The sequence below is a fragment of the Streptomyces rimosus subsp. rimosus genome, from assembly GCF_000720725.1.
In the GTDB taxonomy this organism is placed as follows: domain Bacteria; phylum Actinomycetota; class Actinomycetes; order Streptomycetales; family Streptomycetaceae; genus Streptomyces; species Streptomyces rimosus_A.
Window position 1 is genome coordinate 155,787 of the sequence record NZ_JOCQ01000010.1, and the last position, 24,956, is coordinate 180,742.

At 73.3% G+C, this 24,956-nt stretch carries 21 protein-coding genes; 8 read left to right on the top strand and 13 right to left on the bottom strand.

All coding sequences use genetic code 11. From position 1 onward, the window contains the following. The first annotated feature begins 50 nt into the window (after positions 1-50). Positions 51-1,283, top strand: coding sequence for a TolB family protein (locus IH45_RS0107765; protein WP_030663458.1), 1,233 nt, complete (start codon positions 51-53; stop codon positions 1,281-1,283). Between the two features lie 33 nt (positions 1,284-1,316). On the opposite strand, the gene IH45_RS0107770 is transcribed toward IH45_RS0107765, so the two are convergent. Next, on the bottom strand, positions 1,317-1,892 hold the full coding sequence (locus tag IH45_RS0107770; protein WP_078897334.1) for a class I SAM-dependent methyltransferase: 576 nt from the start codon (positions 1,890-1,892) through the stop codon (positions 1,317-1,319). 6 nt (positions 1,893-1,898) lie between these two features. Here IH45_RS0107770 and IH45_RS0107775 point away from each other — a divergent pair, with 6 nt between their 5' ends. Continuing rightward, positions 1,899-2,711, top strand: a complete 813-nt coding sequence (locus IH45_RS0107775) for an AraC family transcriptional regulator (protein ID WP_234440451.1) — start codon at positions 1,899-1,901, stop codon at positions 2,709-2,711. Positions 2,712-2,752: 41 nt separating this feature from the next. On the opposite strand, the gene IH45_RS0107780 is transcribed toward IH45_RS0107775, so the two are convergent. Next, positions 2,753-3,631 (bottom strand): alpha/beta fold hydrolase, encoded by an 879-nt coding sequence (locus IH45_RS0107780; RefSeq protein WP_030663468.1) that lies wholly within the window; start codon positions 3,629-3,631, stop codon positions 2,753-2,755. 171 nt (positions 3,632-3,802) lie between these two features. Between IH45_RS0107780 and IH45_RS0107785 the strand changes: the two genes are divergently transcribed. Together IH45_RS0107785 and fes are read left to right on the top strand one after the other, a co-directional pair. Continuing rightward, positions 3,803-4,405, top strand: a complete 603-nt coding sequence (locus tag IH45_RS0107785) for a GNAT family N-acetyltransferase (RefSeq protein ID WP_030663471.1) — start codon at positions 3,803-3,805, stop codon at positions 4,403-4,405. Between the two features lie 80 nt (positions 4,406-4,485). Beyond that, on the top strand, positions 4,486-5,772 hold the full coding sequence (gene fes / locus IH45_RS0107790) for an enterochelin esterase (RefSeq protein WP_030663473.1): 1,287 nt from the start codon (positions 4,486-4,488) through the stop codon (positions 5,770-5,772). On the opposite strand, the gene IH45_RS0107795 is transcribed toward fes, so the two are convergent. Beyond that, positions 5,688-6,935, bottom strand: coding sequence for an MFS transporter (locus tag IH45_RS0107795; RefSeq protein ID WP_032916962.1), 1,248 nt, complete (start codon positions 6,933-6,935; stop codon positions 5,688-5,690). The two genes, fes and IH45_RS0107795, sit on opposite strands and share 85 nt — an antisense overlap. Positions 6,936-7,047: 112 nt before the next feature. On the opposite strand from IH45_RS0107795, the gene IH45_RS0107800 reads away from it, so the two are divergent. Beyond that, on the top strand, positions 7,048-8,037 hold the full coding sequence (locus IH45_RS0107800) for an ArsR/SmtB family transcription factor (RefSeq protein WP_030663478.1): 990 nt from the start codon (positions 7,048-7,050) through the stop codon (positions 8,035-8,037). A gap of 34 nt (positions 8,038-8,071) precedes the next feature. Here the strand turns inward: IH45_RS0107800 and IH45_RS0107805 are convergent, their stop codons facing one another. From IH45_RS0107805 to IH45_RS0107820, 4 genes are all read right to left on the bottom strand, one after another. Beyond that, on the bottom strand, positions 8,072-9,175 hold the full coding sequence (locus IH45_RS0107805; protein ID WP_030663482.1) for a YncE family protein: 1,104 nt from the start codon (positions 9,173-9,175) through the stop codon (positions 8,072-8,074). Positions 9,176-9,254: 79 nt separating this feature from the next. Further along, complete coding sequence (locus tag IH45_RS0107810; RefSeq protein WP_394298661.1) at positions 9,255-13,310, bottom strand: amino acid adenylation domain-containing protein; 4,056 nt, start codon at positions 13,308-13,310, stop codon at positions 9,255-9,257. Next, positions 13,307-13,537 (bottom strand): phosphopantetheine-binding protein, encoded by a 231-nt coding sequence (locus IH45_RS0107815; protein ID WP_030663488.1) that lies wholly within the window; start codon positions 13,535-13,537, stop codon positions 13,307-13,309. The genes IH45_RS0107810 and IH45_RS0107815 overlap by 4 nt, the downstream gene beginning before the upstream one ends. A 131-nt stretch (positions 13,538-13,668) precedes the next feature. Next, the gene (locus IH45_RS0107820) at positions 13,669-14,649 is read right to left on the bottom strand and encodes an ABC transporter substrate-binding protein (RefSeq protein ID WP_030663491.1); all 981 of its coding nucleotides are present in this window, start codon (positions 14,647-14,649) and stop codon (positions 13,669-13,671) included. A gap of 142 nt (positions 14,650-14,791) precedes the next feature. Between IH45_RS0107820 and IH45_RS0107825 the strand changes: the two genes are divergently transcribed. Beyond that, a complete protein-coding gene (locus IH45_RS0107825; RefSeq protein WP_234440452.1) occupies positions 14,792-15,880 on the top strand; it encodes a FecCD family ABC transporter permease in 1,089 nt (362 codons plus the stop codon). Continuing rightward, positions 15,877-17,013: a FecCD family ABC transporter permease gene (locus IH45_RS0107830; RefSeq protein WP_050514627.1), complete on the top strand. Its 1,137-nt coding sequence runs from the start codon at positions 15,877-15,879 to the stop codon at positions 17,011-17,013. The genes IH45_RS0107825 and IH45_RS0107830 overlap by 4 nt, the downstream gene beginning before the upstream one ends. 96 nt (positions 17,014-17,109) lie before the next feature. Here IH45_RS0107830 and IH45_RS0107835 read toward each other — a convergent pair whose 3' ends face one another. From IH45_RS0107835 to IH45_RS1000000148635, 6 genes are all read right to left on the bottom strand, one after another. Next, positions 17,110-18,189: a terpene synthase family protein gene (locus IH45_RS0107835; RefSeq protein ID WP_030663498.1), complete on the bottom strand. Its 1,080-nt coding sequence runs from the start codon at positions 18,187-18,189 to the stop codon at positions 17,110-17,112. Between the two features lie 19 nt (positions 18,190-18,208). Beyond that, positions 18,209-19,192: a 4-hydroxy-3-methylbut-2-enyl diphosphate reductase gene (locus IH45_RS0107840; RefSeq protein ID WP_050514628.1), complete on the bottom strand. Its 984-nt coding sequence runs from the start codon at positions 19,190-19,192 to the stop codon at positions 18,209-18,211. Beyond that, a complete protein-coding gene (locus tag IH45_RS0107845; protein ID WP_078897336.1) occupies positions 19,189-20,370 on the bottom strand; it encodes a polyprenyl synthetase family protein in 1,182 nt (393 codons plus the stop codon). The genes IH45_RS0107840 and IH45_RS0107845 overlap by 4 nt, the downstream gene beginning before the upstream one ends. A gap of 764 nt (positions 20,371-21,134) precedes the next feature. Continuing rightward, positions 21,135-22,532 (bottom strand): hypothetical protein, encoded by a 1,398-nt coding sequence (locus IH45_RS0107850; RefSeq protein ID WP_050514629.1) that lies wholly within the window; start codon positions 22,530-22,532, stop codon positions 21,135-21,137. Positions 22,533-22,945: 413 nt separating this feature from the next. Then, on the bottom strand, positions 22,946-23,722 hold the full coding sequence (gene budC / locus IH45_RS0107855) for a meso-2,3-butanediol dehydrogenase (protein WP_030663516.1): 777 nt from the start codon (positions 23,720-23,722) through the stop codon (positions 22,946-22,948). A 192-nt stretch (positions 23,723-23,914) separates the two neighbouring features. Then, complete coding sequence (locus tag IH45_RS1000000148635) at positions 23,915-24,208, bottom strand: hypothetical protein (protein ID WP_030663519.1); 294 nt, start codon at positions 24,206-24,208, stop codon at positions 23,915-23,917. Between the two features lie 242 nt (positions 24,209-24,450). Here IH45_RS1000000148635 and IH45_RS0107865 point away from each other — a divergent pair, with 242 nt between their 5' ends. After that, positions 24,451-24,948: an MSMEG_1061 family FMN-dependent PPOX-type flavoprotein gene (locus IH45_RS0107865; protein ID WP_030663522.1), complete on the top strand. Its 498-nt coding sequence runs from the start codon at positions 24,451-24,453 to the stop codon at positions 24,946-24,948. Positions 24,949-24,956 lie beyond the last annotated feature (8 nt).

The following is a 24,956-nucleotide window of genomic DNA, read 5'->3' on the forward strand; positions in this document are numbered from 1 at the left end:
GTGCCGGTGTACCCCGGTGCGGGGCCGGGGACTGCTCGCCGGGGGGCGCCATGGGTGGCAGGAGACGTACGGGCCTCGGAGCCGCGCTGGTCGCGGTACTGGTCGCGGCAGCCCCGGCCGGAGCGGCCGCTCAGCGGTACGCCGGCGATCCGCCGCGCATCGACCGGATCAGCGTCGCCGCGAACGGCGCCCAGGGAGACGGCAGTTCGTACGCCCCCTCCCTCAGCGCCGACGGCCGCATCGTCGCCTTCGCCTCGCAGGCCACCAACTTCGCGCCGGACAGCAAGAAGTACCGGCCGCAGGTCTTCTGGAAGGACCTGCGCACCGGCTCCCTGCACCGGGTCGGCGCCCAGCACGCGGACGCGTGGACGGACGAGCCCGCGCTGAGCGCCGACGGCCGCCACCTGGCGTTCGCGTCCGTCTCGCACACCGACGACGGGCGGCCCGGACCGCCGGGCGAGGTCGCGGACGTGTACGTACGGGATCTGCGCACCGGCCGTACCGTCAAGGCGAATGTCGGCCTGGACGACGGCTACGGCATCGTCTCCCGGAGCCCGTCCCTCAGCGCGGACGGCCGCTTCGTGGTCTTCGTGGCGGATGACGAGCCGTGGTACCCGCTCGGCGTGCGAGGTGAAGTGCGCATCTACGTCAGGGACTTGGTCAAAGGGGTCACACAGCGGGTGAGCGCCCCGCCGGCCGACTGGGCCCGGGCCGCCACCGACCCGAAGATCAGCGCGGACGGCCGCTTCGTGGCGTACGGGATGTACGTCTCGAAGGTGTCCGGGCCGCCGGTGCAGGACGTGTACGTCACCGACCGGGAGACCGGGCGGACGCGGCAGGTCGACGTACCGTACGACGGAGCCGGGCCCTCGGACCGGATGTCCACCCTCACCGGCATCGGCCCCGACGGCCGATACGTCCTCTTCCAGACCCGCTCCGACAAGATCACCCCGGGTGACACCAACCAGGGGTACAACGTCTTCGTCCGCGACCTGCGCCGCGCCACGACCTGGCGGCTGGACGCCACCGGGCCCGGCGGGAGCACGTCGGCGGGCACCTTCAGCGCCGACGGCCGCCACCTCGTCTTCCGCGACGGTACGGGGATCAGCGTGCGCGACCTCGGAACGGGCCGCACGCGGCAGGTGGTGGCCCCGGGGACCGGGCGGCACGGGCCGCCCGCACCCGACGCGCACGCCCGGCGGATCGCCTTCTCCTCCTGGGCCACGGACCTGGTGCCCGGCGACACCAACGACACCGAGGACGTGTTCCTGCTGAGCCGGTGACGCTCGCCTCCCCCGCAGGCGAGCGGCCCCGGATCACCTTTTCCGTACGGCTCGGAAGCGGAACCTCCCCTTCGTTACTGTGATGTCGACCTGCCCGAACCCGGCGGCGCGCAGCCGGCCCGGCAGCGTGTCCGGCGGTACGGGCACGTACGTGTCGCCCAGGTGCAGCAGCCGGAACTGCACACTCGCGCAGCCGTCGCAGCCCGCGAAGACGCCGCCGGGGCGCAGCACCCGCCCGGCCTCCGCGAAGAGGCGGTCCTGCTGTTGTGGGGACGGCACGTGGTGCAGCATGGTGAAGCAGACGACGGTGTCGAAGCCGCCGTCGGGGAACGGCATCGACGTCCCGTCGCCGTGCACGACCTCGACCCGTTCCCCGTACGTCTCCTGGAGGTCCTTCGCGAAGTCCGCGTCGACTTCCAGGACGCTGAGGCGGCCGGGCACGCGCCGTTCCAGCACACGTGTGGTGGCGCCGTAGCCGGGGCCGATCTCCAGGGTGGCGGCGCCGGGCTCCACCCCGTCAAGAGCCCACGGGAGCAGGCGCTGTTCGACCCCGCGGGCCCATTTCCCGGAACTGCAGATCCATTGGTGCAACCGATTCATGGAGGTCATGCGGCGATGCTAAAAACCCCGGAGGACGTCCACCACGAGGTAGGGGGACATGTCCTGTCGCGATACGGACAGCTGACGCCGCGCGCCGGATATCCGCAGGCCGCCGTCGTCGTCGGCAGCCACGCGGTCGACGACGGCCAGTGGTACGGGCGGCACTGGCACACCACCCACCAACTGGCCTGGGCCGAGCGCGGGGTAATCGCCGTACGCGCCCGGGGCAACACCTGGGTGCTGCCGCCGACCATGGCGCTGTGGATACCGGCCGGCACCGAGCACGCGACCGGCGCGTCCGGCCCGGTGCTGGGCCGGAGCCTGTGGTGCCGGCCCGACCGCTGCCCGGTGGACTGGTCCGTGCCCACCGTGGTGGGCGTCCCGCCGCTGCTGCGCGAGCTGATCACGCATCTGGCCGACGACGGTCTGAGCGCGGGCGCCAGGCAGCGGGCCGAAGCGGTCGCGCTCGACCAGTTGGCGCCGCTGTCGGTGGCGACCGTACTGGCGCCGCTGCCCAGGGACCCGCGGGCGCGCCGCGTCGCGCGTGCGCTGCGCGCGTGTCCCGCGGATGACCGGACGCTGGCGCGGTGGGGCGCCGAAGTGGGCGCGAGCGCGCGGACGCTGGCCCGCGCGTTCGCCGCGGAGACGGGGCTGACGTTCGGGCAGTGGCGCACCCGGGTGCGCCTCCAGGCCGCGATGCCGCTGCTGGCGGGCGGCGCGACGGTGGCGGCCACGGCCGCGCGGGTCGGCTACGCGTCACCGAGCGCGTTCGTGGCGGCGTTCCGGCGGGTGGTGGGGGTGCCGCCGGGGGCGTACTTCTCGCCGTGACGGTCGCGTCGTAACGGTCCGGCCGTGACGCTCCGGCCGGGTCACGGCATCAGGTGCAGGATCGCCTCGGCGGTGGCCCGCGGCGCCTCACGGGGCGGGAAGTGCCCGACACCGGGCAGCACAACGCGTTGGTAGGGGCCGGCGAACAGGTTCTCCTGCCCCTCGGTGGTGTCGGGGCGGTTGTCGCCGTCCTGCTCGCCGTGCAGCACGAGCGCGGGGACGCGCACGGGTGGCGGGTCGGCGAGGCGGTCCTCGATGTCCTGATAGGCCGGGTCGCCGGGCGCCTCGCCCCAGCGGTGCAGATAGGCGTGCACGGTGATGTCGGCCCAGTCGGGGTTGTCCCAGGCCGCGGCCGCCTGCCCGAAGTCGGTGTCGGCGAAGTCCCACCCGGGTGACCAGGTGGTCCACAGGTAGCGGCAGAAGCCTCGGCGGTCCTCGGTCATCGCCCGGCGTCCCCGGGCGGTGGCGACGTACCACTCGTACCAGTAGGCGTGGGCCAGCGGGTACGGCACCGCGCTGTCGGGCCGGTTGGTCGAGTAGCCCGCGGAGATCGCGACGAGCGCGCTGACCCGGTCGGGGAACAGCGCGCCGACGACGTATCCGGCGCGGGCTCCCCAGTCGTGCCCGGCCACCACCGCGTCGTGCAGGTCCAGCGCCTCGACGAAGTCGGCCAGGTCGCGGCCGAGCGCACCGATCTGCCCGCTGCGCTGCCGCTCGGCGGAGCGGAAGCGGGTGGGCCCGAAGCCGCGCAGGTACGGCCGGTACACCCGGCAGCCGGCCCGGTGCAGGTACGGCAGCACCGCGTCCCAGCAGTGGATGTCGTCCGGCCAGCCGTGCACCGCCACCACCGGCCGCCCGTCCGCCGGGCCGCTGACGTCGTAGGCGATCCGCAGGGTGTCGGTGTCCGCGTAGTCGTTCATCCCGGGTGGGTAGCCGGAGCGGTCCGCCCTAAACGGCGGGCGGTGGCGGGTCCGGAGCGGTCACCCGTCCGGGCGCGGGGCGCGGAGTTCCCAACTGGGCCCGCCCGGCCGCCGCGTGGGTGACGAGGCCAACCCGACCCCGCCCGCCGCCGAAGATCATCGGGGTGCAGAATGACCCGTATGTCGATAACGAACACGCCGACGACGGCGACGCTCGACGATGCCCCGATGATCAGTCGCACCCTGGCCCGCGCCTTCGACGACGATCCGATGATGCACTGGTTCCTGCCCGGCGAGGACGCCCGCGAGGAACGGCTGGGCCGCTACTTCACCACGATCTTCACCAAGCAGTACGCCCAGCACGGCGTGTGCGAGCGCACCGGAGCGGCGGCGGCGTTCTGGGTGGCGCCGGAGGCGCGGGACAAGGCCGTTCCCGGCGAGGAGACACTGCGGGAGCTCGATGGCCTCCTCGGCGACCGCGGGCCCATGTTCCGGAAGATCGCCGGAGCCGCCGCCGAGCACGCGCCCCAGGAGCCGCACTGGTATCTGGCGGTGATCGGCGCCGACCCGGCCGCCCGGGGCCAGGGGCACGGGGCCGCCCTGCTGCGCTCCGGCCTGGCCAAGGCCGACGCCGCGGGCCTGCCCGTCTACCTGGAGTCCTCCAAGGCGTCCAACCTGCCCTTCTACGAGCACTTCGGCTTCACCGTGCTGCAGGAGGTGCAGCTGCCGGAGAACGGGCCGACGCTGTGGATGATGCGGCGCGCGGAACGATAGGACACGAAACGATAAGGTAAGGCTCGCCTTACCTTATCGACCGTCCAACCACCCGCGCCCCGGACACGGAGACCGCCCCGATGACCGCAGCCGCCCCGCCCGCCGACACGCCGCGCCACCCGCCCCGGGTGCCGCGCCCCTCCCCCGTGCCACGCGTCACGGACGAGCGTGTCGTCCGCCGGGCGGCCGGAATGTCCGGGGCGGACTTCTGGCGGGCGGTGGAGCGGGACGGCACGCCGCTGGTCGGGCCGGATCCGCGGGGCGCGGCGGACCACGCGCTGGTCACGTTCCTGTGGCGCGGCTCCGCCGCCACCCGCGCGGTCCTGGTGTCGCCCAACAAGCTCGCCGATCCGCGCGACCCGGCCGGCAACCTCATGGACCGCGTCCCCGGCACGGACGTGTGGCACTGGTCCGTACGGATGCGCCGGGACTGGCACGCCACGTACACGCTGTGTGTGGACGAGGGCGACGGTCCCGCCGCCGACGACGAGGCGTACTGGCCGTGGCTCCGCGGGCAGCGGCGCCTCGACCCGCTCAATCCGCGGACGCTCACGAGCCGTTGGGGCGGGCCCCCGGCCTCCTGCGTCACGCTGCCCGATGCGCCGCGCGGCGAGGAGTGGCGGGAGCGGCCGGGCGTACCGCGCGGCAGCGTCTCCGTGCATACGGTCCACAGCGACCGGCTCGGCAACGCGCGCCGGGTATGGCGGTACGCGCCTGCGTCCGGCGCGGAACCGGGCGCGGAGCTGCCCGTGCTCGTCCTCCTGGACGGCGAGATGTGGCAGCCGGGGCTCGGGGTGGCAACCCTGCTGGACAACCTCATCGCGGACGGCCGGATCCCGCCGCTGGCCGCGCTGCTGCCGGAGTCCCTGGGCGCGGACACCCGCTGGGCCGAGATGACCTGCGATCCGCGGTTCGCCGGGTTCCTCGCGGACGAGCTGCTGCCGTGGGCCGCCGCGGACCTGCCGCTGACCGCCGACCCGGCCCGTACCGTCGTGGCGGGCCAGAGTCTGGGCGGCCTGACCGCCGCGTACGCCGCGGTGACCGCGCCCGGCCGGTTCGGCTGCGTCCTGGCGCAGTCCGGTTCCTTCTGGTGGCCGAACGGGCCGGACGCCCAGTGGCTGACCGGCCGGATCGCGGCGTCCCCGAGGCTGCCGGTGCGGTTCCGGCTGTCGGCGGGCGAGCAGGAGTGGGTCGCCCTGCCCGCGAACCGCCGGCTGCGCGACACCCTGGCGGCCAAGGGGTACGAGGACGCGGTCTACCGCGAGTACAACGGCGGCCACGACTACCTGTGCTGGCGTACGGAGCTGGCCGACGGGCTCTGCGCGCTGCTCGGCCCGGGGGCGGCGGCCGGGTCCGCCGACGGCTGACGGGGTTGCGCCGGGGCCGCGTACAGCACCCGTAGGTGGCGGACCAGGGCAACCGAGGCGAGAGCCGCCGCAAGCGCGCACACGCCCCACCACCCGGCCCGGCCCCAGGCGCGTACCCCGAGCCAGGAACCCGCGCTGCCGCCCAGGTAAGCGCAGGTCATGTAGGCGGTGTTGAGCCTGTTGCGGGCGTCGGGGCGCAGTGCGTAGACCCGGGCCTGGTTGGCGACCATGCCGGATTGCATCGCGACGTCGAGGAGCAGGGTGCCAAGGACCAGCGCGGCCAGGCCCGGGGCGCCACCGACGGCGCCCACGGCGAGGATCGCGACCGAGACCAGGACGGCGACCAGGCACACGGCGTTCACCGGGTCGGGGCCGCGGCGGTCCACCAGGCGGCCGGCGAGCGGGGTGCAGAACATGGTCGCCGCGCCGACCAGGGCGAGCATGCCGACGGCCGGCGCGCCCAGCCGGTAGGCCGGACCGGCGAGCAGGAGCGCCAGGCAGGTCCAGACGGCCGAGAATCCGGCGAAGACGGTCGCCTGGTACAGGCAGGAGCGGCGCAGCTCCGGCTCGGTGCGCAGCAGGCGCAGCGGTTCGGCCAGGAGCGCGGGGTAGGACTGCCGGGAAGCGGGCGGCGTAGCGGGCACCGCGAACGCCAGGACGGTGGCGAGGAGCAGGGCCAGAGCCGCGGCCACCAGGTACGGGGCCCGCCAGCCCAGCCATTCGCCGAGCGTGCCGCTGAACGTGCGGGCCAGCAGCATGCCGCCGGTGGAACCGCTCAGCAGGGTGCCGATCACCGCGCCCCGGCGGTCGGGAGCCACGAGACCGGCCGCCAGTGGGCCGACGACCTGCGCGGCCACCGTCGTCAGGCCGACGAGGGCGCTGAGCGCGACGAGGGGTTGCAAGGCTGGTGCGCAGCCCGCGGCGAGCAGGGCCAGCCCGGTGAGGACGAGCAGGACGACGAGGAACGAGCGGTGCGCGACCCGGTCGCCGAGGGGCACCAGCAGGACGATCCCGGCCGTGTAACCGATCTGCGTGGCGGTCACGGCCAGGGCTGCCGCGTCGGACGGCACGTGCAGTCCGGCCGCGAGCAGCGGGGTGACGGCCTGCGGGAAGTAGATGTTGCCGACGGCGACGGCGCAGGTGACGGCCAGGAGCAGGACCATTCGGCGGCTCACCGGCCGGCCCCGGGGGTATCGCCGGGGGTATCGGAAAGCGTCATGGCCCGCAGTCCACGGCACCGTCGGCCCGGCGCCCATTGATGTAGCGTATGGCTTAATGATCAGCTTCGCGCTCGGCGTCGAGGACCTCGCGGACACCCGGTTCGCCATCTCGCCCCTGAGCGAAACCGTGTTCAGCCTGCGGGTCCTGCACAGTCCGGGCCTCTTCGCGCTGCACCTCCCGTGGCGCCGGTCCGTGCTCGGCCGCCTCGGCACGATGGACACGGAGCTGCTGCTGTCCCTGGTGGCGCGCAGGCTGACGCTGCCGGACTTCCTGACACCCAGGCCCGCGGGCTTCGCCCCGGCCTTCGAAGAGGAACTGGCCCGCGTCCGCGCGACTCCCCCGGACGAGGTGCGCCGCGACCTGCTCGCCACCCACGCGCCGGACCCGCTCCCCGAAGCGCTGCGCGATGCCGCCTCGGCCGGCGACGCGCCGGTCGTCCGGCTGCGGGACACCGTCTGTGATCTCCTGCGGGACTACTGGGAGATCGCCGTGCGGCCGTGGTGGCCGCAGCTGCGGCTCGTGGTGGAAGCCGACATGACCTACCGCGCTCGGCAACTGGCCATGGGCGGCGCCCGTCTGCTGTTCGCCGACATGCACCCCAACCTGCGGTGGTGCAACGGCGTGCTGCACATCGACAAGATGATCAGCAGGCACCACGCGGCGGCCTCGGGCCGGGGACTGCTCCTGCTGCCCTCGGTGTTCGCCCACAAGCCCGCGCCGCCGGTCAGCCCGGAGGCGCCCCCGTCGCTGGTCTACCCCAGCCGCGGAGTGGGGACGCTCTGGACGGCGGCGCCCACCACCGACACGCAAGCTCTCGCGTCCCTGCTCGGCGCCCCCAGAGCGAGGCTGCTCGCCCTCCTGGAGGAGCCGCTGCCCACCGTCGAACTCGCCCGCCGCCTCCGGGTGACGCCCAGTGCCGTGTCGCAGCACCTGCGCGTCCTGCACGCGACCGGACTGGTCGCACGGGCACGCCACGGACGGCAGGTCCTGTACCGGCGCAGCTCCCTCGGCGATCAGCTGACGGGTAACACCCGGCAGCGGTGAAGGGCCGGGCGGTTGCCACCGCCCGGCCCGGACCTCAGCGCGAGCGGGTGAGGCTGATGCGGTGCATCGAGTCGACGCGGTCCGCGCCGGCCGCGGACTTGTCCACGACGTAGGCCGTGCCGCGGCGGACCGTGACGTGGTTCGGGTTGGGGCCGGTGGCCAGGTCGGCCAGAACGGTGCCCTTCTTCGGGTCCACGACGGTCGTGGTGCCGCTGCCCCGGTTGGCGACGAAGACCCGGCCGGAGCGGTGGTCGGCGGCGACGGAGATCGCGCCGGCGCCGGTGGTGACGGTCCGGGTGACGGTGCCCTTGCGCAGGTCGACGACGGAGAGGGTGCCCGCGGCCTGGTTGGCGGTGTAGGCGGTGCGGCCGTCGGCGGACAGGTCGATGCCGATGGGGGCGTCGCCGGTGGGGATGAAGCGCGGCTCGGTCTTGTACGGGCTGACCGCGATGATCCGGTCGTTGGTCAGGTCGGTGGCGTAGGCGGTGCCGGTGTGCGTGTCGACGGCGAGTCCGGCGGTGCCCGCGCCCTCGACCTTGACCCGCTTCTTCTCCTTGAACGTACGGGTGTCGAAGGCGACGACCGAGCCGTCGCCGAAGCCGCTTGCCCAGGCGAGGTCGTGGCGCTTGTCGACAACGATCTCGCGGGCGTGGGCGACGCTGGGCAGGGTGGCGAGGTGCTTGCCGGTGCGCTGGCTGTAGACGGCCACCGAGTTGTTGCGGGTGTTGGTGGTCCACACGGTGTCGTGCTCATCGTCGACGGCCACGCCGTAGACCGCCTCGACCGCGCCGGTCGCCTGGTCGGTGACCGGCGGCGTGTACGCGGCCTTGACCTTGAGCGACTTCGGGTCGACCTTCAGCAGTCTGGACTGGGTGACCGGGGGACGGCCCACGGCGGTCGTCGCCCACAGCACGTGGTGCCGCCCGGAGTAGGCCGACTGGTAGAGCCCCGTGGCCAGTTGGGCGGTGTCCACGCGGTACGGCGCCTGGTGCGCGGTCCCGCCGTGCGGGTGCCGGTCGTGCGCGACGGCGGTGCCGCTCACCGCCAGGACGCTGCCCGCGGCGACGGCGAGGGCCGTGGCGCGGCGGACGAGGGGACGGGAAAGGCGGCGGGACTGGGGCGACTTGAGGGCGCTCATGGTCATCACTCCTCGTGGAGAGGCAGGCGGGAGGGAGGCCGGGGGCATCCCCTCGGCACGATCACAGGTTAGCTTAGCCTTACCTAAGTTGCGCACTACGGGCAGGGGCCCCACCCGGAGCCGCGCCACCGTCAACGCCCGTACGGTTCGGCACCGTTGAGCAGCCCAGCGCGTCCAGACGCGCCGCGACCACCGCCGCGATCCCGTCCATCCAGCGCGGCTGCGTCATCTGCGGGTGCAGGCAGTCCACGTCGCGGTTGGCCAGCTCGCCCTTGACGTACGGCGTCCACGCCTCGCGGGTCAGCCAGTCCTCGGCGCGCGGGGCGGCGGCGGTGAAGAACAGCACGTCGCCGGTGAACACCCGGTGCCGGTGTTCCCGCATGAGGCGGGCGTTGTTGACGACGATGTCCACGACGGCGGACAGCGTCCGGTCGGACAGCCCGGCCAGCGCGCTGCCCTCGCGGCGCAGCGTCTCCAGGACGTCCTCCCGCGTCAGCTCGTGCGTCCGCTCGAAGCCCGCCATCCGCAGCAGGGCGGTCAGCGCGTCGGCCTCCTCGGGTACGGCCTGGTCGCGCCATTGGTCGGAGGGGTAGGCGTCCAGCAGGGCGAGGAATTCGACCTCCTCCCCCGCCTCCTGGAGCTGCACGGCCACGGTGTGCGCCAGGACGCCGCCCACGGACCAGCCGAGCAGCCGGTAGGGGCCATGTGGCCGGACGGTGCGCAACTGCCGTACGTAGTCGGCGGCCATCTCCTCCATCGTCGCCGGAAGGGGTTCGTCGCGGGCCAGGCCGCGGGCCTGCAGGCCGTACACCGGCTGCGCCGGATCGAGCCGGGACAGCAGGCCCGAATAGCACCAGCTGATGCCGCCCGCCGGGTGCAGCACGAACAGCGGTACGCGGTCGCCTGCCGGGCGCAGCGGCAGCAGGACGTCCAGGGCGTCACCGCCCGCCCCGTCGCCGTCCAGGCGGGTGGCGAGCGCGGCCGGAGTACGGTCCTGGAAGAGCGCCCCGATGGCCAGTTGCGCGCCGAACGTGTCGCGGATCCGCGCCATCAGGCGGGCCGCCAGCAGTGAGGTGCCGCCCAGGTCGAAGAACGCGTCGTCCACCCCGACCCGGGGCAGGCCCAGCACCTCGGCGAACAGCCGGGTCAGGGTCTCCTCCCGGTGGGTGCGCGGGGCGCGGCCTTCTCCCGTGGTGAAGGCAGGGGCCGGGAGCTGCTTGCGGTCCAGCTTGCCGTTGGGACTGAGCGGGAACGCGCCCAGCACGAGCACGCTGTTGGGCACCATGTGCTCCGGCAGCGTGCGGGCGAGCGCGTCACGCAGTTCCTCCGGGTCGGGCGGGGGCGCGTCGTCACCGCTCCCGGGCGTGACGTAGCCGGTCAGCCGCTGGTCACCGGGCCGGTCCTCGCGCACCACCGCGCAGGCCGCGCCGACGCCGGGCAGGGCGGCCAGCGCCTCCTCGATCTCGCCGAGTTCGACGCGCTGGCCGCGCAGTTTGACCTGGTGGTCGGTGCGGCCGAGATAGAGCAGTTCGCCGTGGTCGGTCCAGCGGGCCAGGTCGCCGGTGCGGTACATCCGGCTGCCGGCGGGCCCGTACGGGTCGGCGACGAAGCGGGCCGCCGTCAGGCCGGGCCGCCGCAGGTAGCCGTCGGCGAGCTGGGTCCCGGCGAGGTACAGCTCGCCGGGGACGCCGGGCGGGCAGGGGCGCAGGGCCGCGTCCAGGACGTACAGGCGGGTGTTCCAGACGGGTGCTCCGATAGGCACCGGGCCCTGGTCGTCGGGCGCGCAGGCATGGTGGGTGACGTCGACGGCCGCTTCGGTGGGGCCGTACAGGTTGTGCAGTTCCACGCCGGGCAGCGCCGTCGCGAAGTCCCGGGCCGTCTCGCGCGGCAGCGCCTCGCCGCTGCAGAACACCCGGCGCAGCCCCGTACAGGCCGCCGCGTCCGGTTCGGCGAGGAACACCTGGAGCATGGACGGGACGAAGTGGCACGTGGTGACGGCTTGTTCGCGGATGACGCGGGCCAGGTAGGCGGGGTCGCGGTGGCCGCCGGCGTCGGCGACGACCAGCGTGGCGCCCTGGCGCAGCGGCCAGAAGAACTCCCACACGGACACGTCGAAGCCGGAGGGCGTCTTCTGGAGCACCCGGTCGCCCGGTTCCAGACCGTACTGCCCCTGCATCCAGCGCAGCCGGTTGTCGATGGCCCGGTGGCCGACCACGACGCCCTTGGGGCGGCCGGTGGAGCCGGAGGTGTAGATGACGTACGCGGGGTGGTCCGGCGTGAGCGGGCGCGGCGGGACGGTGCCGGGGTACGCGGTCAGGTCGAGGCCGTCCAGGACGACCACCGGCACCTGCCCGTCGCCGGGTACGCGGTCCTCCCGGTCCGTGATCACGCACACCGGCCGGGCGTCGTCGAGCATGTACGCGAGCCGGTCTGCGGGGTAGTCGGGGTCCAGCGGCAGGTAGGCGCCACCCGCCTTGAGTACGGCGAGCAGGGCGAGGACGAGGTCGGCGGAGCGCGGTACGGCGACGGCGGCCAGTGCGCCGGGGCGCACGCCCAGGGACGCCAGGTGACGGGCCAGCCGGTTGGCGCGGGCGTCGAGTTCGGCGTAGGTCCACGCGGTCTCCCCGTGGACCAGCGCGATGGCACCGGGGGTGCGGAGGGCCTGGGCCTCGATGGGGCCGATGAGGGTGGTGGGCGGCAGGGGACGGGACGTGGCGTTGAACGTCTCCAGCACCCGGGTCCGTTCGGCCGCCGTGGCGATGCCGTGCGCGCCCAGGGGCTCGTGCGGGTCGGCGTGCGCCAGCCGGGAGAGCAGGTCGAGGAACCGTTCCTGGTGGCGGTCGAGATCGACCTCCTCGTACAGCGCGGGGTTGGCGTCGTAGTCGAGGCGCAGGCCGCGGCCGTCGGCGCGGTCGTAGACGTTGACGGTCAGCTCGTCCACCGGGCCGGTGGACAGGTTGTGCGCGGTGGCCGGGGCGCCCGCGAAGTCCAGGCCGTAGTCGAACGGCATCACGTTGACCAGCGGTCCGACCAGCGCCCGGTCCGCGCCGAGCAGTCCGAGGTCGCGGCGGATGTCCTCGTACCGGTAGCGCTGGTGGCGGCGGGCCGACCGGATGCCGAGGACGACCTGGCGGGTCAGTTCGGCGAAGGTGGCGGCCGGGGGCGCGGTCAGCCGCAGCGGCAGTACGTTCATGACCATGGCGGGGACGCGCAGCGCCACCGAGCCCATCCGGCCCATCATCGGCAGCCCGAGGACGACCTCCTCGGCGCCGGTGGCCCGGGACAGGTACAGCGCCTGGGCGGCGAGCAGCACGTCGGGCCAGGTGGCACGGACCGAGGAGGCCAGCTCCTTGAGCCGGTCGGTGGCCTCGGGACCCAGGTGCGCGGTGCGGCGCAGGTGGGTGCGGGAGGGCAGGGCGGTGCGCCCGGCCAGGTTGACGGCCTCGGGCCGGTCCGCGAACGCCTCGTTCCAGTGCCGCCGGTCGGCCTCGTACGCGTCCGAGGCGCGGTACGCGGCGTCGTCGGCCACCAGGTCGGCCAGCCGCCCGAAGGGGCTCGGTCCGACGGGCTCGCCGGCCGCGAGCGCCGTGTAGGCCTCGGCGGTGCGGCGGGCCAGCAGCGAGTAGCCGAAGCCGTCCATGACGACGTGGTGGACGCGCTGGTACCACAGCCAGCGGTCCTCGCCGACCCGGAACAGCGCGTGCGCGAACAGCGGCCCGGCGGCCAGGTCGAACGGCTCGGCCAGGTCGGCCCGCATCCAGGCGCGCGCCGCGCCGTCGGGGTCGTCCTCCGCGCGCAGGTCCGCCAGGTGCAGCGGCAGCGGCGCGGGGCCGGTGGTCAGCGGGAGCTGGCGGGGGCCGTCGTCGGTCTCGACGATCCGGACCCGCAGCGCGTCGGCCTCGGCGACCACCTGGTGCAGCGCGTCGGAGAACAGCGCCGGGTCCACCGGCCCGTGGATCTCCAGGTATTCGGCGGTGTTCTGCGCGGGGCTCGCCGGGTCCAGGGCCTGCGCGTACCACAGGCCGGTCTGCGCGGCCGTCAGCGGCAGGCCCTCGGCGGTGCCGCGGCCGTCCGCGCCGGTGCCCGTGCCGTGGTGCGCACCGGTGTCCGCGCCGGTGTCGAGCAGCGCCGTCACGAGGCGACGCCCAGGACGCGGGCCCACGCCTCGATGGCGGGCTGCTCGGCGAGGTCCACGAAGCCGGCCCGGGTGTCGTGCTCGCGCCGCCATCGTTCCAGGAGCGCCATGATGCGGACCGAGTCCATGCCGTAGTCCACGAGGTTCTCGTCCACGGGGATGTCGGCCGGGTCCTCGCCGAGCACGTCGGCGACGTCCGCGCGCAGGTGGTCGATGGTCAGTGCCATGGCGTGTCGTTCTCCTTGGGCGTGTGGCCGGTGGGGTGGTGGGGCCGGCCGGGAAGGGGCCGTACGTCGGCGGACGGCCGCGGGGCGGGCATCCGGCCGGGCGCTGTCCCGGCCGGTGGTGGCGCCGTCCGTTACCCGGCCATGGCCTTCTGGATGTCCTCCAGGACGGACATGGCCGCCAGACCGCCGCCGAGGCTGGTCCACTTGGAACCGTCGATCTCGGTGGCGTGGCCGTCGCGGACGGCGCCGAGCTGCCGGTAGGCGGGCTTGTTCTTCAGCTCGGCGAACAGGTCGGCGTCCTTGCCCTTGGCGGCGAGGGTGCCGATGAACAGCCAGTCGCCGTCGATCTGCTTGATGTCCTCGTCGCTGATGGGGGTGGAGTGGCCCTGGCCGCGCTCGTTCTGGATGCCGGGCCGCTTGAAGCCGAGGTCCTTCAGGACGTCGCTGATGAAGACGCCCTGCTGCATCACGGCGGTGCCCTTGGCGGAGTAGCGGGCGACGGAGACGGTGCCGCCGGCGTGCGCCCCCAGCTTCTTCTTCAGCTCGGCGGCCTTGGCGTCGTAGCCCGCGACGAAGCGCTTGGCCTCGTTCTGCTTGCCGAGGGCCCGGCCGGTGAGGTCGAGCGCCTTCTTCCAGTCCTTGTCCTTGCCGATGGTGACGACGGTCGGCGCGATGGCCTTCAGCTGCTGGAGCACCTTCTGGTCGGCGAGCTGCCCGGCCAGGATGACGTCCGGCTTGGCGCGCAGCACCTTCTCGATGTCGGGGCCGGTGACGGCGCCGACGACCGGTATGTCCGCGGCGCGGCCGGCGAGGTATTCGGGGGCGCCCTTCTGGCCGCGGCCCGCGGTGAGGCCGATCGGCTTGACCCCGAGCGCCAGCGCGGAGTCGAGGTCCATCTCGCTGAGCGCGACCACCTTGGCCGGCTTGGCGGGCACCTCGACCTCGGCGCCGGTGGCGTCGGTGACGGTGACCTTGCCGCCGTCGCCGGTCTTCGCCTTCTCCGAGCCGCCGCTGTCCTTGTCCCCTCCGCAGGCGGTGAGGGCCAGCGCCAGGGCGGTGGTGACGGCGGCCGCCACGGTCAGGCGGACGCGCGGCGAGGAGTGCGTGGACATGTCTGTAGTCTCCGAGAGGTGAAGTCCGGCGCCGGAGCGGCGTTTGACGGAACGGTTGTTTCGGGGCATGCCGGAAATACCAAGGCGTTCGGTCCTGTCGGGCGACAGAAGCCCCGATCGAGCCTTAGGTTAGGCTAACCTTATGTTGGTTGCGCAAGAGACCGGGGCCCCCGTGGGCGGCACCGAGCCCCCGTTGTCCCGGCCGCCCGGACCCGGCAGGCGCTTCCTGACCGCCGCCGTCGCCCTGACCGTGCTGCTGGCCGTCCTGGCGGTGCTGTCCCTGCTCATCGGCACCGGCTCCAGCCCCGTCGCCCGCGCCTGGGACTTCCTCATGGGCGACCCGTCCGCGCGCGCCGACGCCCAACTCCGGCTCGCCGTCCTCGACGTACGGCTTCCGCGCACCCTCGCCGCCGTCCTCGTCGGCATCTCCCTCGGCGCCGCGGGCTGCCTCCTCCAGGCCGTCACCCGCAACCCTTTGGCCGAAACCGGACTGCTCGGCGTGAACTCGGGAGCTGCGCTCGGCGTCGTCATCGGCCTCACCTACTTCGGGGTGCAGTCCTCGTACGCACTGCTGGGCTGGGCGCTCGCCGGGGGCATGACCGCCAGCGCGGTGGTCCTCCTCCTGGCCGCCTCGGGCCGGGCCGCGGCGTCACCGCTGCGGCTGGTGCTGGCGGGCTCCGCGCTCGGCGCCACCTTCCACGGCATGACCTCCTACGTCCTGCTCAGCACCCAGTCGACCTTCGACACCTTCCGCTACTGGACCATCGGTTCCCTGGCCGGCATCAAGACCTCCGACACCTACCCGCTGATCCCGCTCATCGTGGCCGGCCTGCTGGTCGCCTTCGGCTCCGCCCGGCCGCTGGCCGCGCTGGCGCTCGGTGACGACGGCGCGCGGGCGCTGGGGCACCGCCCGGGCCTGATCCGGGTGGTCGTCGCCGGGGCGGTGACGCTGCTGGCCGGGTCGGCGGTGGCGATCGCCGGGCCCATCGCCTTCCTCGGCCTGCTGGCCCCGCACGCCGCCCGCGCCGTCACCGGCCCGCGCATGGCCGCGCAGCTCGCCCTCTCCGCCCTGATCGCCGCCGACGTGATGATCGCGGCGGACATTTTCGCCCGCGTCGCCATCCGCCCCTGGGAGACCCCCGTGAGCGTCCTCCTCGCCTTCGTCGGCGGGCCGTTGCTGATCTGGATCGCCCGCTCCCGGCGGCTGTCCACGGCGGGAGGCACGGCATGACGGACCCGACGGCGGAGAGCCGGGCGGCCGTCCCTCCCCCCTCCCCCACACCGCACGTCACTCCGCCTTCCGCACCGCACATGGTCCCGGACGTCACCCCGCCCGACAGCCTCGTCCTGCGGACCGGTGCCTTCTCCTGGCTCTTCCCGCGCCGCGGCTCGCTGGTCGCCGTGGCGCTGGCGGCGCTGATCCTGGTCCTCATCGCGCTGGGCACGTTCGCCAGCTCCACCGGCATGGGCTTCTCCGAGACGCTCTCCGGCCTGTTCGGTACGGGCGACCCCGCCACGGTGATGCTGGTCCAGGACTTCCGGCTGCCGCGGATCGCCGTCGGCGTCATGGTCGGCGCGGCGCTGGGCATCGCCGGCTGCCTCACCCAGACGCTGGCCGGCAACCGGCTCGCCACCCCCGACATCATCGGCGTGAACGAGGGCGCCACCGCGGCCGTCGTCGCCTCCGTCGTCGGCTCGTCCACCGGCATGATCGGCGAGTGGTGGCTCGGGCCCGTCGGCGCGGTGCTGGCCGCCGCGCTGGTCGTGCTGTGCGCGGGCGGCGCGGGCCACCGGGGCCACCGCGTCCTCGTCGTCGGCATCGGCGTCTCGACCGTCGTCGGGGCCGTCACCGACCTCGTGATGTCCCGCCAGAACGACAACACCGCGGGCGGCGTCTTCCTGTGGACGGTCGGCAGCCTCAGCGGGCGCGACTGGTCGGTCGGCACACCGCTGCTGCTGGTCCTGCTTGTCCTGCTCCCGTTCGCCCTCGCCGCCGGGAACCGGCTGCAACTGCTGCGCTTCGACGACGACACGGCCGCCGGGCTCGGCGTGCCCGTCCGCCGGATCCGCGCCCTGGCGCTGGCCCTCGCGGTGGTGCTCTCCGGCGCGGCCGCGGGCATCGGCGGCCCCATCGCCTTCGTCGCGCTGGCCGCGCCCGTGCTCGCCGACCGCCTCGGCGGCCGGTCACGGGTACCCGTCCTGGCCTCGGGGCTGGTGGGCGGCGCCCTGATCGCCGGGGCCGACGCGCTGGGCCGGGTGATCGCCCCCGTCGAGATCCCCGTCGGCGTGGTCACCAGCGTGCTCGGCGGCCCCTTCCTGCTGTGGGTGCTCTTCCGCCCGGAGCGGGGGACGGACCGGCGGTGACCCGGCGGCGGCCGGACATCGCCGTACGGGCGGACATCACCGTACGGCTGGGAACCACCCCACGGATGGGAACCACCCCACGGATGGACACCGCCCTCAGAACCCGAGGTCGTCCCACCACCAGGCGACCGACGGCAGCGGCAGCGGCGCGCCGCTGGGGTCGGACGGGCGGTCGGCCAGGGTGATGTGTGCGGGCGGGGAGATGGCGCCCGGCCCCGCGGCGGCACTGCGCAGACTCAGGTAACGCGGCACGCGCAGCCCCCACTCGATGTTGCCGCGGATACCGTGCCCGAGATCCGTGAGACAGCGGCGCAGTTCGGCGCTCGCCCGGGGCAGGATCCGCTCGCGCAGGACCAGGAAGCGGTGCAGTACCCGGTCGCGCAGCGCCACGGCGTCCGCCACCGCGCGAGCGGGCGGGGACCCGTCGTGCCGCATCAGGACGGAGAAGATGTTCTGCTCGGTCTGGTGGCGGGTGACCTCTTTGACGAGGGAGTACCGGTCGTTGTCCAGGGCAGCGACGAGAATGGCCATTTCGGTCAGGGCGCAGACCGCCGGGGAGTCCATCTCCCGGGCGGGCACCTCGGCGCCGTTGGCGATCTCCAGTAGCGCGAAGGTGGGTTCGCCTCCGGCTGCGTGCAGACGCATGGTGAGGTAGTCGTCGAGCGTCGGCATGTGCCCGCGGGCGCGGTTGCCGATCTGCCGCTGCACACCGCTCAGCCAGGCGCGGTGGGCCTGTTGGAAGCGCCGTACCTGTACGGGCGTCGCGCAGGCCCGGAAGCGCTCGCCCAGGTCGTGGACGGCCGCGGCGTGCGGGTCGCCGAAGGCGCACGGGCCCGGGATCTCCAACGCGCGCTGCACGTTGCCCGCCATGGCGGCGAACGCGGCCGGGTCCCTGCTCAGCATTCCCTCGTCGCACCGGGCATCGTCGAAGGCGAACCCCCAGTACACCCAGCAGACGGCGACCCAGAGGCGTTCGAGGTCGGCTTCGGGAGCGAACCGGGCGTAGAAGTCCGCGCCGCAGGTGCCGAGCGCCCACGCGCGCTCGGCCGGGGTACGGCAGAATCCGAGCCGGTCGATCCACGCGACGGCGCGCCGCTCGGCCTCGCCGGCCTCGGGGTGGATGGCGGAGGCGATCGGGCAGTAGAAGGGGGGCAGGTCGACGGCGGCCGTGTCCATGGAGGCTCCCGGGCGCCGCTCAGGGGCGGGTGAGTGCGCGGGGCAGCGCGAAGTGCCGCCGCTCCTCGGCGGCGCGGATGACTTCGACGTCGTCGAAGCCGTACGCGGCGAGCCGGTCCAGGGCCTCGGCGACCAGGATCTCCGGCACCGACGCGCCGCTGGTGAGCCCCACGGTGGACATCCCCCGCAGCCAGGCCGGGTCGATCTCCTCCGCGCAGTCGACCAGATGGGCAGCGGGCGCGCCGGCCAGGACCGCCAGTTCGGCCAGCCGGGCCGAGCCGGCGGAGTTCCGCGAGCCGATCACGAGCACCACATCGCAGACGCCGGCCAGCCGTCGCACCGCCGCCTGCCGGTTGCGTGTCGCGTAGCAGATGTCGTCGCCGGGCGGTCCGAGCAGTGCGGGGAACCGCGCCTTGAGCGCGTGGACCGTCACCGCCGTCTCGTCCACCGACAGCGTCGTCTGCGACAGCCAGACCACCCGCCCCTCGTCCGCGACCCGGAGGTACGGGACGTCGTCGGGGCCGCCCACCAGGTGGACGCGCTCCGGCGCCTCGCCCATCGTGCCGATCACCTCCTCGTGCCCCTCGTGGCCGATCAGGAGGATGTCGTAGCCCTCGCGGGCGAACCGCCGGGCCTCCATGTGGACCTTGGTGACCAGCGGGCAGGTCGCGTCGATGGTGGTGAGCCCGCGCCGTGCGGCCTCGGTGTGGGCCTCCGGGGCGATGCCGTGCGCCGGGAGGACCACGACCGCGCCCGCGGGCACCTGGCCGGTCTCCTCGACGAAGACCGCGCCCCTGTGTTCCAGGGCGCGGACCACGTGCCTGTTGTGGACGATCCGCTGACGGACGTACACCGGCGGCCCGTAGCGGTCCAGGGCCTTCTCCACGGTGACGACGGCACGGTCCGCCCCCGCGCAGTAGCCGCGGGGCGAGGCGAGCAGGACCCGGCCGGGGCCCGCGGTCACGTCGACGGAGCGGAATGCGGCGGTTCCGTAATACGTCATGAGGTCCTCACGGTGGCGGCGATGGCGAGCTGGTACAGCGCGGCCCGTACGGCCGACGGGAACGGGGAGCTTTCGAGGGAGTCGACGGCCTGCCGGCGGCGTTCGCGGATCATGTACTCGACGGTGTCGAGCGCGCCGGTGGCCCGCAGGACGCCGCGGACGACGGCGGCGCCGTCCTCGTCGAGGCGCGGGTCGCCCACGAGCGCCCGGAGCGTACGGGCCTGTGCGGCGTCGGCCTGCCGCAGGGCGACGGCCAGCAGCCCGGTGTGTTTGCCTTCGCGCAGGTCGTCCAGGCACGGCTTGCCGGTCACCGAGGGATCACCGAAGACGCCGAGCACGTCGTCGCGCAGCTGGAACGCTTCGCCGACCGGCACTCCGTAGGCACTGCACGCCGCGTACATCCGCTCGTCGCCGCCTGCGAGGGCGACGCCCAGTTGCAGGGGGCGTTCCACGGTGTACTTGGCGGTCTTGTACCGGGCGACGGCCAGGGACGTGTCCAGACCGCTGTCGAGGTCCGCGCTGGCGAGCAGGTCCAGATACTGGCCGTACATCAGCTCGCTGCGCATGTCGTCCAGTACGGGCCGGGCGGCGGCCATCCGCGCGGCGGACAGTCCGCCGGCGTGCAGGAGTTCGTCGGACCAGACCATGGCGAGGTCGCCGAGGAGGATCGCGCCGTTGACACCGAAGCGTTCGGCGTCCGTGCGGCCGGGGCGGCCGCTGCCCGCGTCGGCCAGCGTGCGGTGCACCGTGGGGCGCCCGCGTCTGGTGTCGCTGCGGTCCATGACGTCGTCGTGGATGAGGGCGAACGTGTGGAAGAGCTCCAGCGAGGCGGCGGCAGGCACGACGCGCGCCAGGTCACCTCCGTCCGCCGCCAGCCAGCCGCAGCAGCACAACAGCGGGCGCAGCCGCTTGCCGCCCGCGCCGAGCAGGCCGCGCAGGAGGTCGATGAACCGGGTGAGGTCGGCGTCTTCACCCGGGCTGGTCTTGCCGTCGAGGAATGCCGTCAGGGCCGCCTCGACCGCCGCGGGTACGCCGTCGAGGCCGGGGACGCGGACGCCGTTACGGATCTGCGCTGCGCGCGCGATGACCGGCAGCGCGCCGGCGCCGTCCTGAAGGCTCCGGCCGGGGCAGCGGAAAGGGGCGACGGGGACGGTGGGCACTCCGGGGTCTGCGGCCATCTTGCGCTCCACGAAGGGTGAGGGAAAGGGAAGAGGAAAGTCGGCAAGGGTTTTCGCGCGTGGGCTGATACGGAGTGGGCAGTGCCTGTGCCTGTGCCAGTGCCGGTGCCGGCTCATGGGCATCGCGGACAGCGGGGCGGTGAATTCTGACCGCCGCGTTCTTTCCACAGAGAGGCACGACGGATGCGGATGCGGATGCGAATGCGAATGCGATGAACGGTGCCCGATACGTCGACGTGGAACCTCTCGAATTCGCTGATCGTCGTCTGCGGGACGAAGTCGGATTGGGTGACCGGGAGTTGCCCGAGATCGATGCGGAACGGGCTCGATGCGGAGCGGACTCGGCGCAGAACGGGCTCGGCGCAGAACGGACTCGACGCAGAACGGGCCGGGGCTTCCCAATCACTCGTCGTACGTTCCGGGCGCGCCGTGCCCCGGTCTCCGGCCGCGTCCCGTGGGGCGGACAACGCGGCCGGAGAGTCTGCGCGGCCTCCTGACCGATCAGATCACCCTGGGTGCGCGGCACCAGTCGGCCTCGGCCGCTCACCATGTCTTCCGCCTTTCCTCGTACGGCGACGGCCGGACGCACCCACCACGGCTCCATCTCGCCGCGGACACCTTCGCGCCGCCCCGTGCCATCGGGGCGGCCGGTGTTACTCCATGGGTTCACGCGCCGAAAGGCCCTCATTCCGACTCGGCGACCGCATCGTGTTGAACGTGTTGTGCGGCAATGGCACGTCAACAGGCGTCGGCGGGCGAGGCATTCATCCGGAATTCCGTACGACCGCATCCACCCGGCGCAACAAGGACCGGACCGGTTGGCGCGTGGCGTGCACCCGCAGTTCCCCGCGCAGTTCGGCGAGAATACGGTCGGCGCGGCCGGAGCGCAGGTGAAGGTAGTCGTCGAGGAACCGGTGCCAGGTCGCGCACGCCTCCTCCAGCCGGCCGTCGCCGAGCAGCAGCCGGGCGATCTGCGCGTGGGTGAGCGCGCAGGGGAGGTATGCGGTCGCCGGGCGCTGCTCCAGGGACGCGCGCAGGGCGGTGACCGCCGCCGTCCGGTCCCCCAGGAGCGCCAGCGTCCGCCCCTTCCGGCAGGCGAGCGCGGCCGCGGAGGCACCGGGTACGCAGCGTCCTGACGTGCGCGGATCGGGCATCTCCTGCTGCTGTCGCGCCATCTCCGACAGGGAGGCCAGCGCGCGGCGACGGTTTCCGGTGGCGGCCTGGGCGAGCGCGAGTTGAGCCAGCAGCGGCGCCCGGACTTCCGGGGGCGCGTCGGGCGTGGCGATAGCAAGGGCCGCCTCCGACAGGCGCAGGGCCGTGCGGCGGTGGCCGAGGTCGAGGGCGTGGCCGCTCATGCTCCGCAGCACGATGGCGTACGTCGTACGGTCACCGGCCTCGGCGGCCAGGAGGAGGGCGGCGCGGTGGTAGTGCTGCGCCGCGCCGTTCCGTACGTCGTCGACGTACATGCCGGCCAGCACGTGGACCAGCCGTGCCGCCTCGGCCAGCAGCGGAAGGTACATACTCGCGTGGCCTCCCGCGTGCAGCCGGGGGACGACGTCGTCGTGAAGATAGGACACCAGGGCCGAACGGGCGTGGCGGCCGCCGAAGTCACCGGCGCGCCGGAAGAAATCCGTGGCGCTGCGCAGCCCCGCGGCGTCTCCCGGGCAGCCGATGTCTTCCCGCGACAGCGGCTGCTCGGCGGCGGAGCTTCCAGCACTCCGTCCGGGCCACACCGGCGCATCGTTTTCCACGGCGTTGTAAACGCACTGCTGCACCAGGCGCCGGCGCACGGGGTCGGCGTCCATTCCGCACAGCGTGGCCAGCAGCGCCACCGCGCGCGTTTCCCCGTCGGCGCCCTTCCGCACGTACGCCTCGATGCTGTCCCGGACATCAGGTGCGGCGGATTTCCCCATCCCCAGCGCCCCGGGGGAAACGGGCCGGCGGAGTTTGCGGGTGAAGGCCTCGGCGATCAATTCCCTGGTACGCGGGCGGGGGACCGATCCGGCCAGCCAGTGCGCCACCGAAGTGCGGTCGTAGCGCAGCCGTATGCCGTTCTCGGCACCGAGCGCGTTGACGTTCCTGGCCAGGGCTTCATAGGTCCAGCCGGCTGCCGAGAGCAGCCCCCGCAGGGCATCGTTGGCTGCACGACGGTCGGCGGCCATCCCCCTCCTCCAACGCGTGGAACGCTCACAAGGATTTCGCCGCGACCCGGGCAGCGTTACACAGCTGAACGCCCGTCGTCTTGGCAGGTGTCCCGCACCTCCGTGTCCGGCCGGGAGGGCTTCACAAGCCGTCCCGCCGGAGCGCAGCAGGCACCGGTCAGCGGGGACTCGGCGGCGGCACGGGTGGCATTCGCGCGACGCCTTCCGACCAGGCGGATGCAGGGAGCACTCTTCGTTTGGCGCGATGCCCAAGCGGGGTGAGCGATATCCCTACATTCGCTCTATCGGGCAATTACTAATATGAGATGAGGCCACTGGACTCTCCGAACGGGAAGCTGGGGCCTTCGAACGGGAAGCTGGGATCTCCGAACAGGGATCGGGCGCCGTACTCCTGCGTCCGCCCTCTCAGAAGATCAGAAGATACGGGGCTGACCGGACGACGCGCTCAGGCCGCCGTCGACCGGAAGGTGCACGCCGTTGACGAACCGGGCGTCGTCGCTCGCCAGGAAGGCGATGACATCGGCGACCTCTTCGGGCTCGGCGGGGCGCCGCATCGGAATGCGCTGCTGGAACGCGGCCATCAGGGACTCGTTGGCGAGCAGCGGGCCGGCCATCTCCGTGGCGGTGAGGCTCGGGTGTACGGCGTTGACCCGTATGCCCTCGGCCCCGTGGTCGAGGGCCATGGCGTTGGTGAGGTTGACCACCGCGCCCTTCGCCGCGTTGTAGGCGGCCAGACCCCAGTCCCCGCCGAGGCCGGAGACCGAGCCGACGTTGACGATGCTGCCGCCGACGGCGCGCAGGTGCGGCACCGCGGCCCTGGACATGTAGAAGGTGCCGTCCACGTCGACATTCATGATCTGGCGCCAGCTGGCCGTGTCGGTGTGCTCCACGGTGCCGCCCGTGGCGACGGCCGCATTGTTGACCAGCACGTCCAGTCGGCCGTGGTCGGCGATCACCGCTTCGATGAGAACGGTGACCGCCGATTCGTCGGAGATGTCCGCCACCTGCGCGACGACGGCCGAGCCGTCGGGCGCATCGGCGACCGTCCCGCGCAGCTTCTCCTCCGTACGCCCGACCGCGACGACGGTGGCGCCCTCGCGTGCGAAACGGTGCGCCGTGGCGGCACCGATGCCGGAGCCGGCGCCGGTGACGATGACAACCTTGCCGACGAAGCGGCCCTCGCTGCTCACGATCAGTGTCCCCTCAAGTGGCCTAGACATCAGAGCTGTTGCCCAGGGAACTGACGGGTCCGGCGTTCTGTTCCCGCCCACACCGAGCACAGCGGCCCGCACCACACACCGAAGGACGCCTGCACCAGCGAACACCGAAGGACGCCGACGCCAAGGAACTGACGCCGGCGTCCCGGAGCCGGGAATGTCCGCTCAGCCGAGGCCGGTCATGATGCGCCCGACAAGCTCCCGGTTGCCCGCGGGAACCGCGGCGAAGCTCGGATCGGAGATGTTGGTCTTCGTATCCGTGGCGGCCGTGTCCTTCTGGGTGTCGGTGGCGGCCGTGTCCTTCTGGGTGCCGGTGGCCGCCGTGTCCTTCTTGGGGACGGTCTGGCCGTTGGTCTTCGGCGGCACCTTGGGGTCGTCGGCCGCTCCGGCGACGGGTGCCCCCGCGACGACGGTGACTGCGGCCAGTGCCGCGCCGGCCAGGGTGAGACGTATACGCATGCAGATCGCTCCTGGATCGTGAATCAGATGGGTACGTCTTCAGCACACCCGCTTCCGCCGGTCACCGCATGCCGGCGGAGGCACCCGGGTGGCCGGGGCACGATCCCCGTACGGCGGCGCCCAGTGGTTTCCGACCGGCCTCCCAGAATCGCTTCGTCGCAGGTCCACGGGCCAATCGCCCCGCCGGCCACCCCTCTCCGAGCCCTCAAGTAAGGTAACCCTTCCCAACCACCCCTGCGCCCCTGCGCCCCTCCCGCTTCTTCCTCCCGGAGAGACCTTCCGACCGCCGCCCCCTCCACAAGGTCCGTCAGCGGCTGACGCCGGACGACCTCGGCCTGCTCGGCCGGTCGCCGTTCTGTCTGGTCTCCACGTCCGACGCGCAGGGCAACTGCGACGTCTCCCCGCGCGGCGACCTGCCCGGCTTCACCCACGTCCTGGACGCCGCCACACTGGCCCTGCCGGTCCGGCCGGGGAACCGGCGGGCCGACACCTTCCACAACGTCCTGGAGAATCCGCACGCCGGATTGCTCTATCTGATACCGGGCAGCAAGGGCGTGCTCCGTATCAACGGCAGAGCGCGTGTCCTGACCGACGCGCCGTTCTTCGACGCCATGACGGTCCGGGGGCAGCGCCCCACGCTCGCCCTGCTCCTCGACATCGACGAGATATTCCTGCACTGCCCCGCGTCGCTGCGGCGCTCCGGCGTGTGGCAGCCGGAGGCCTGGTGTGCCTCCGGCTGACCGGTACG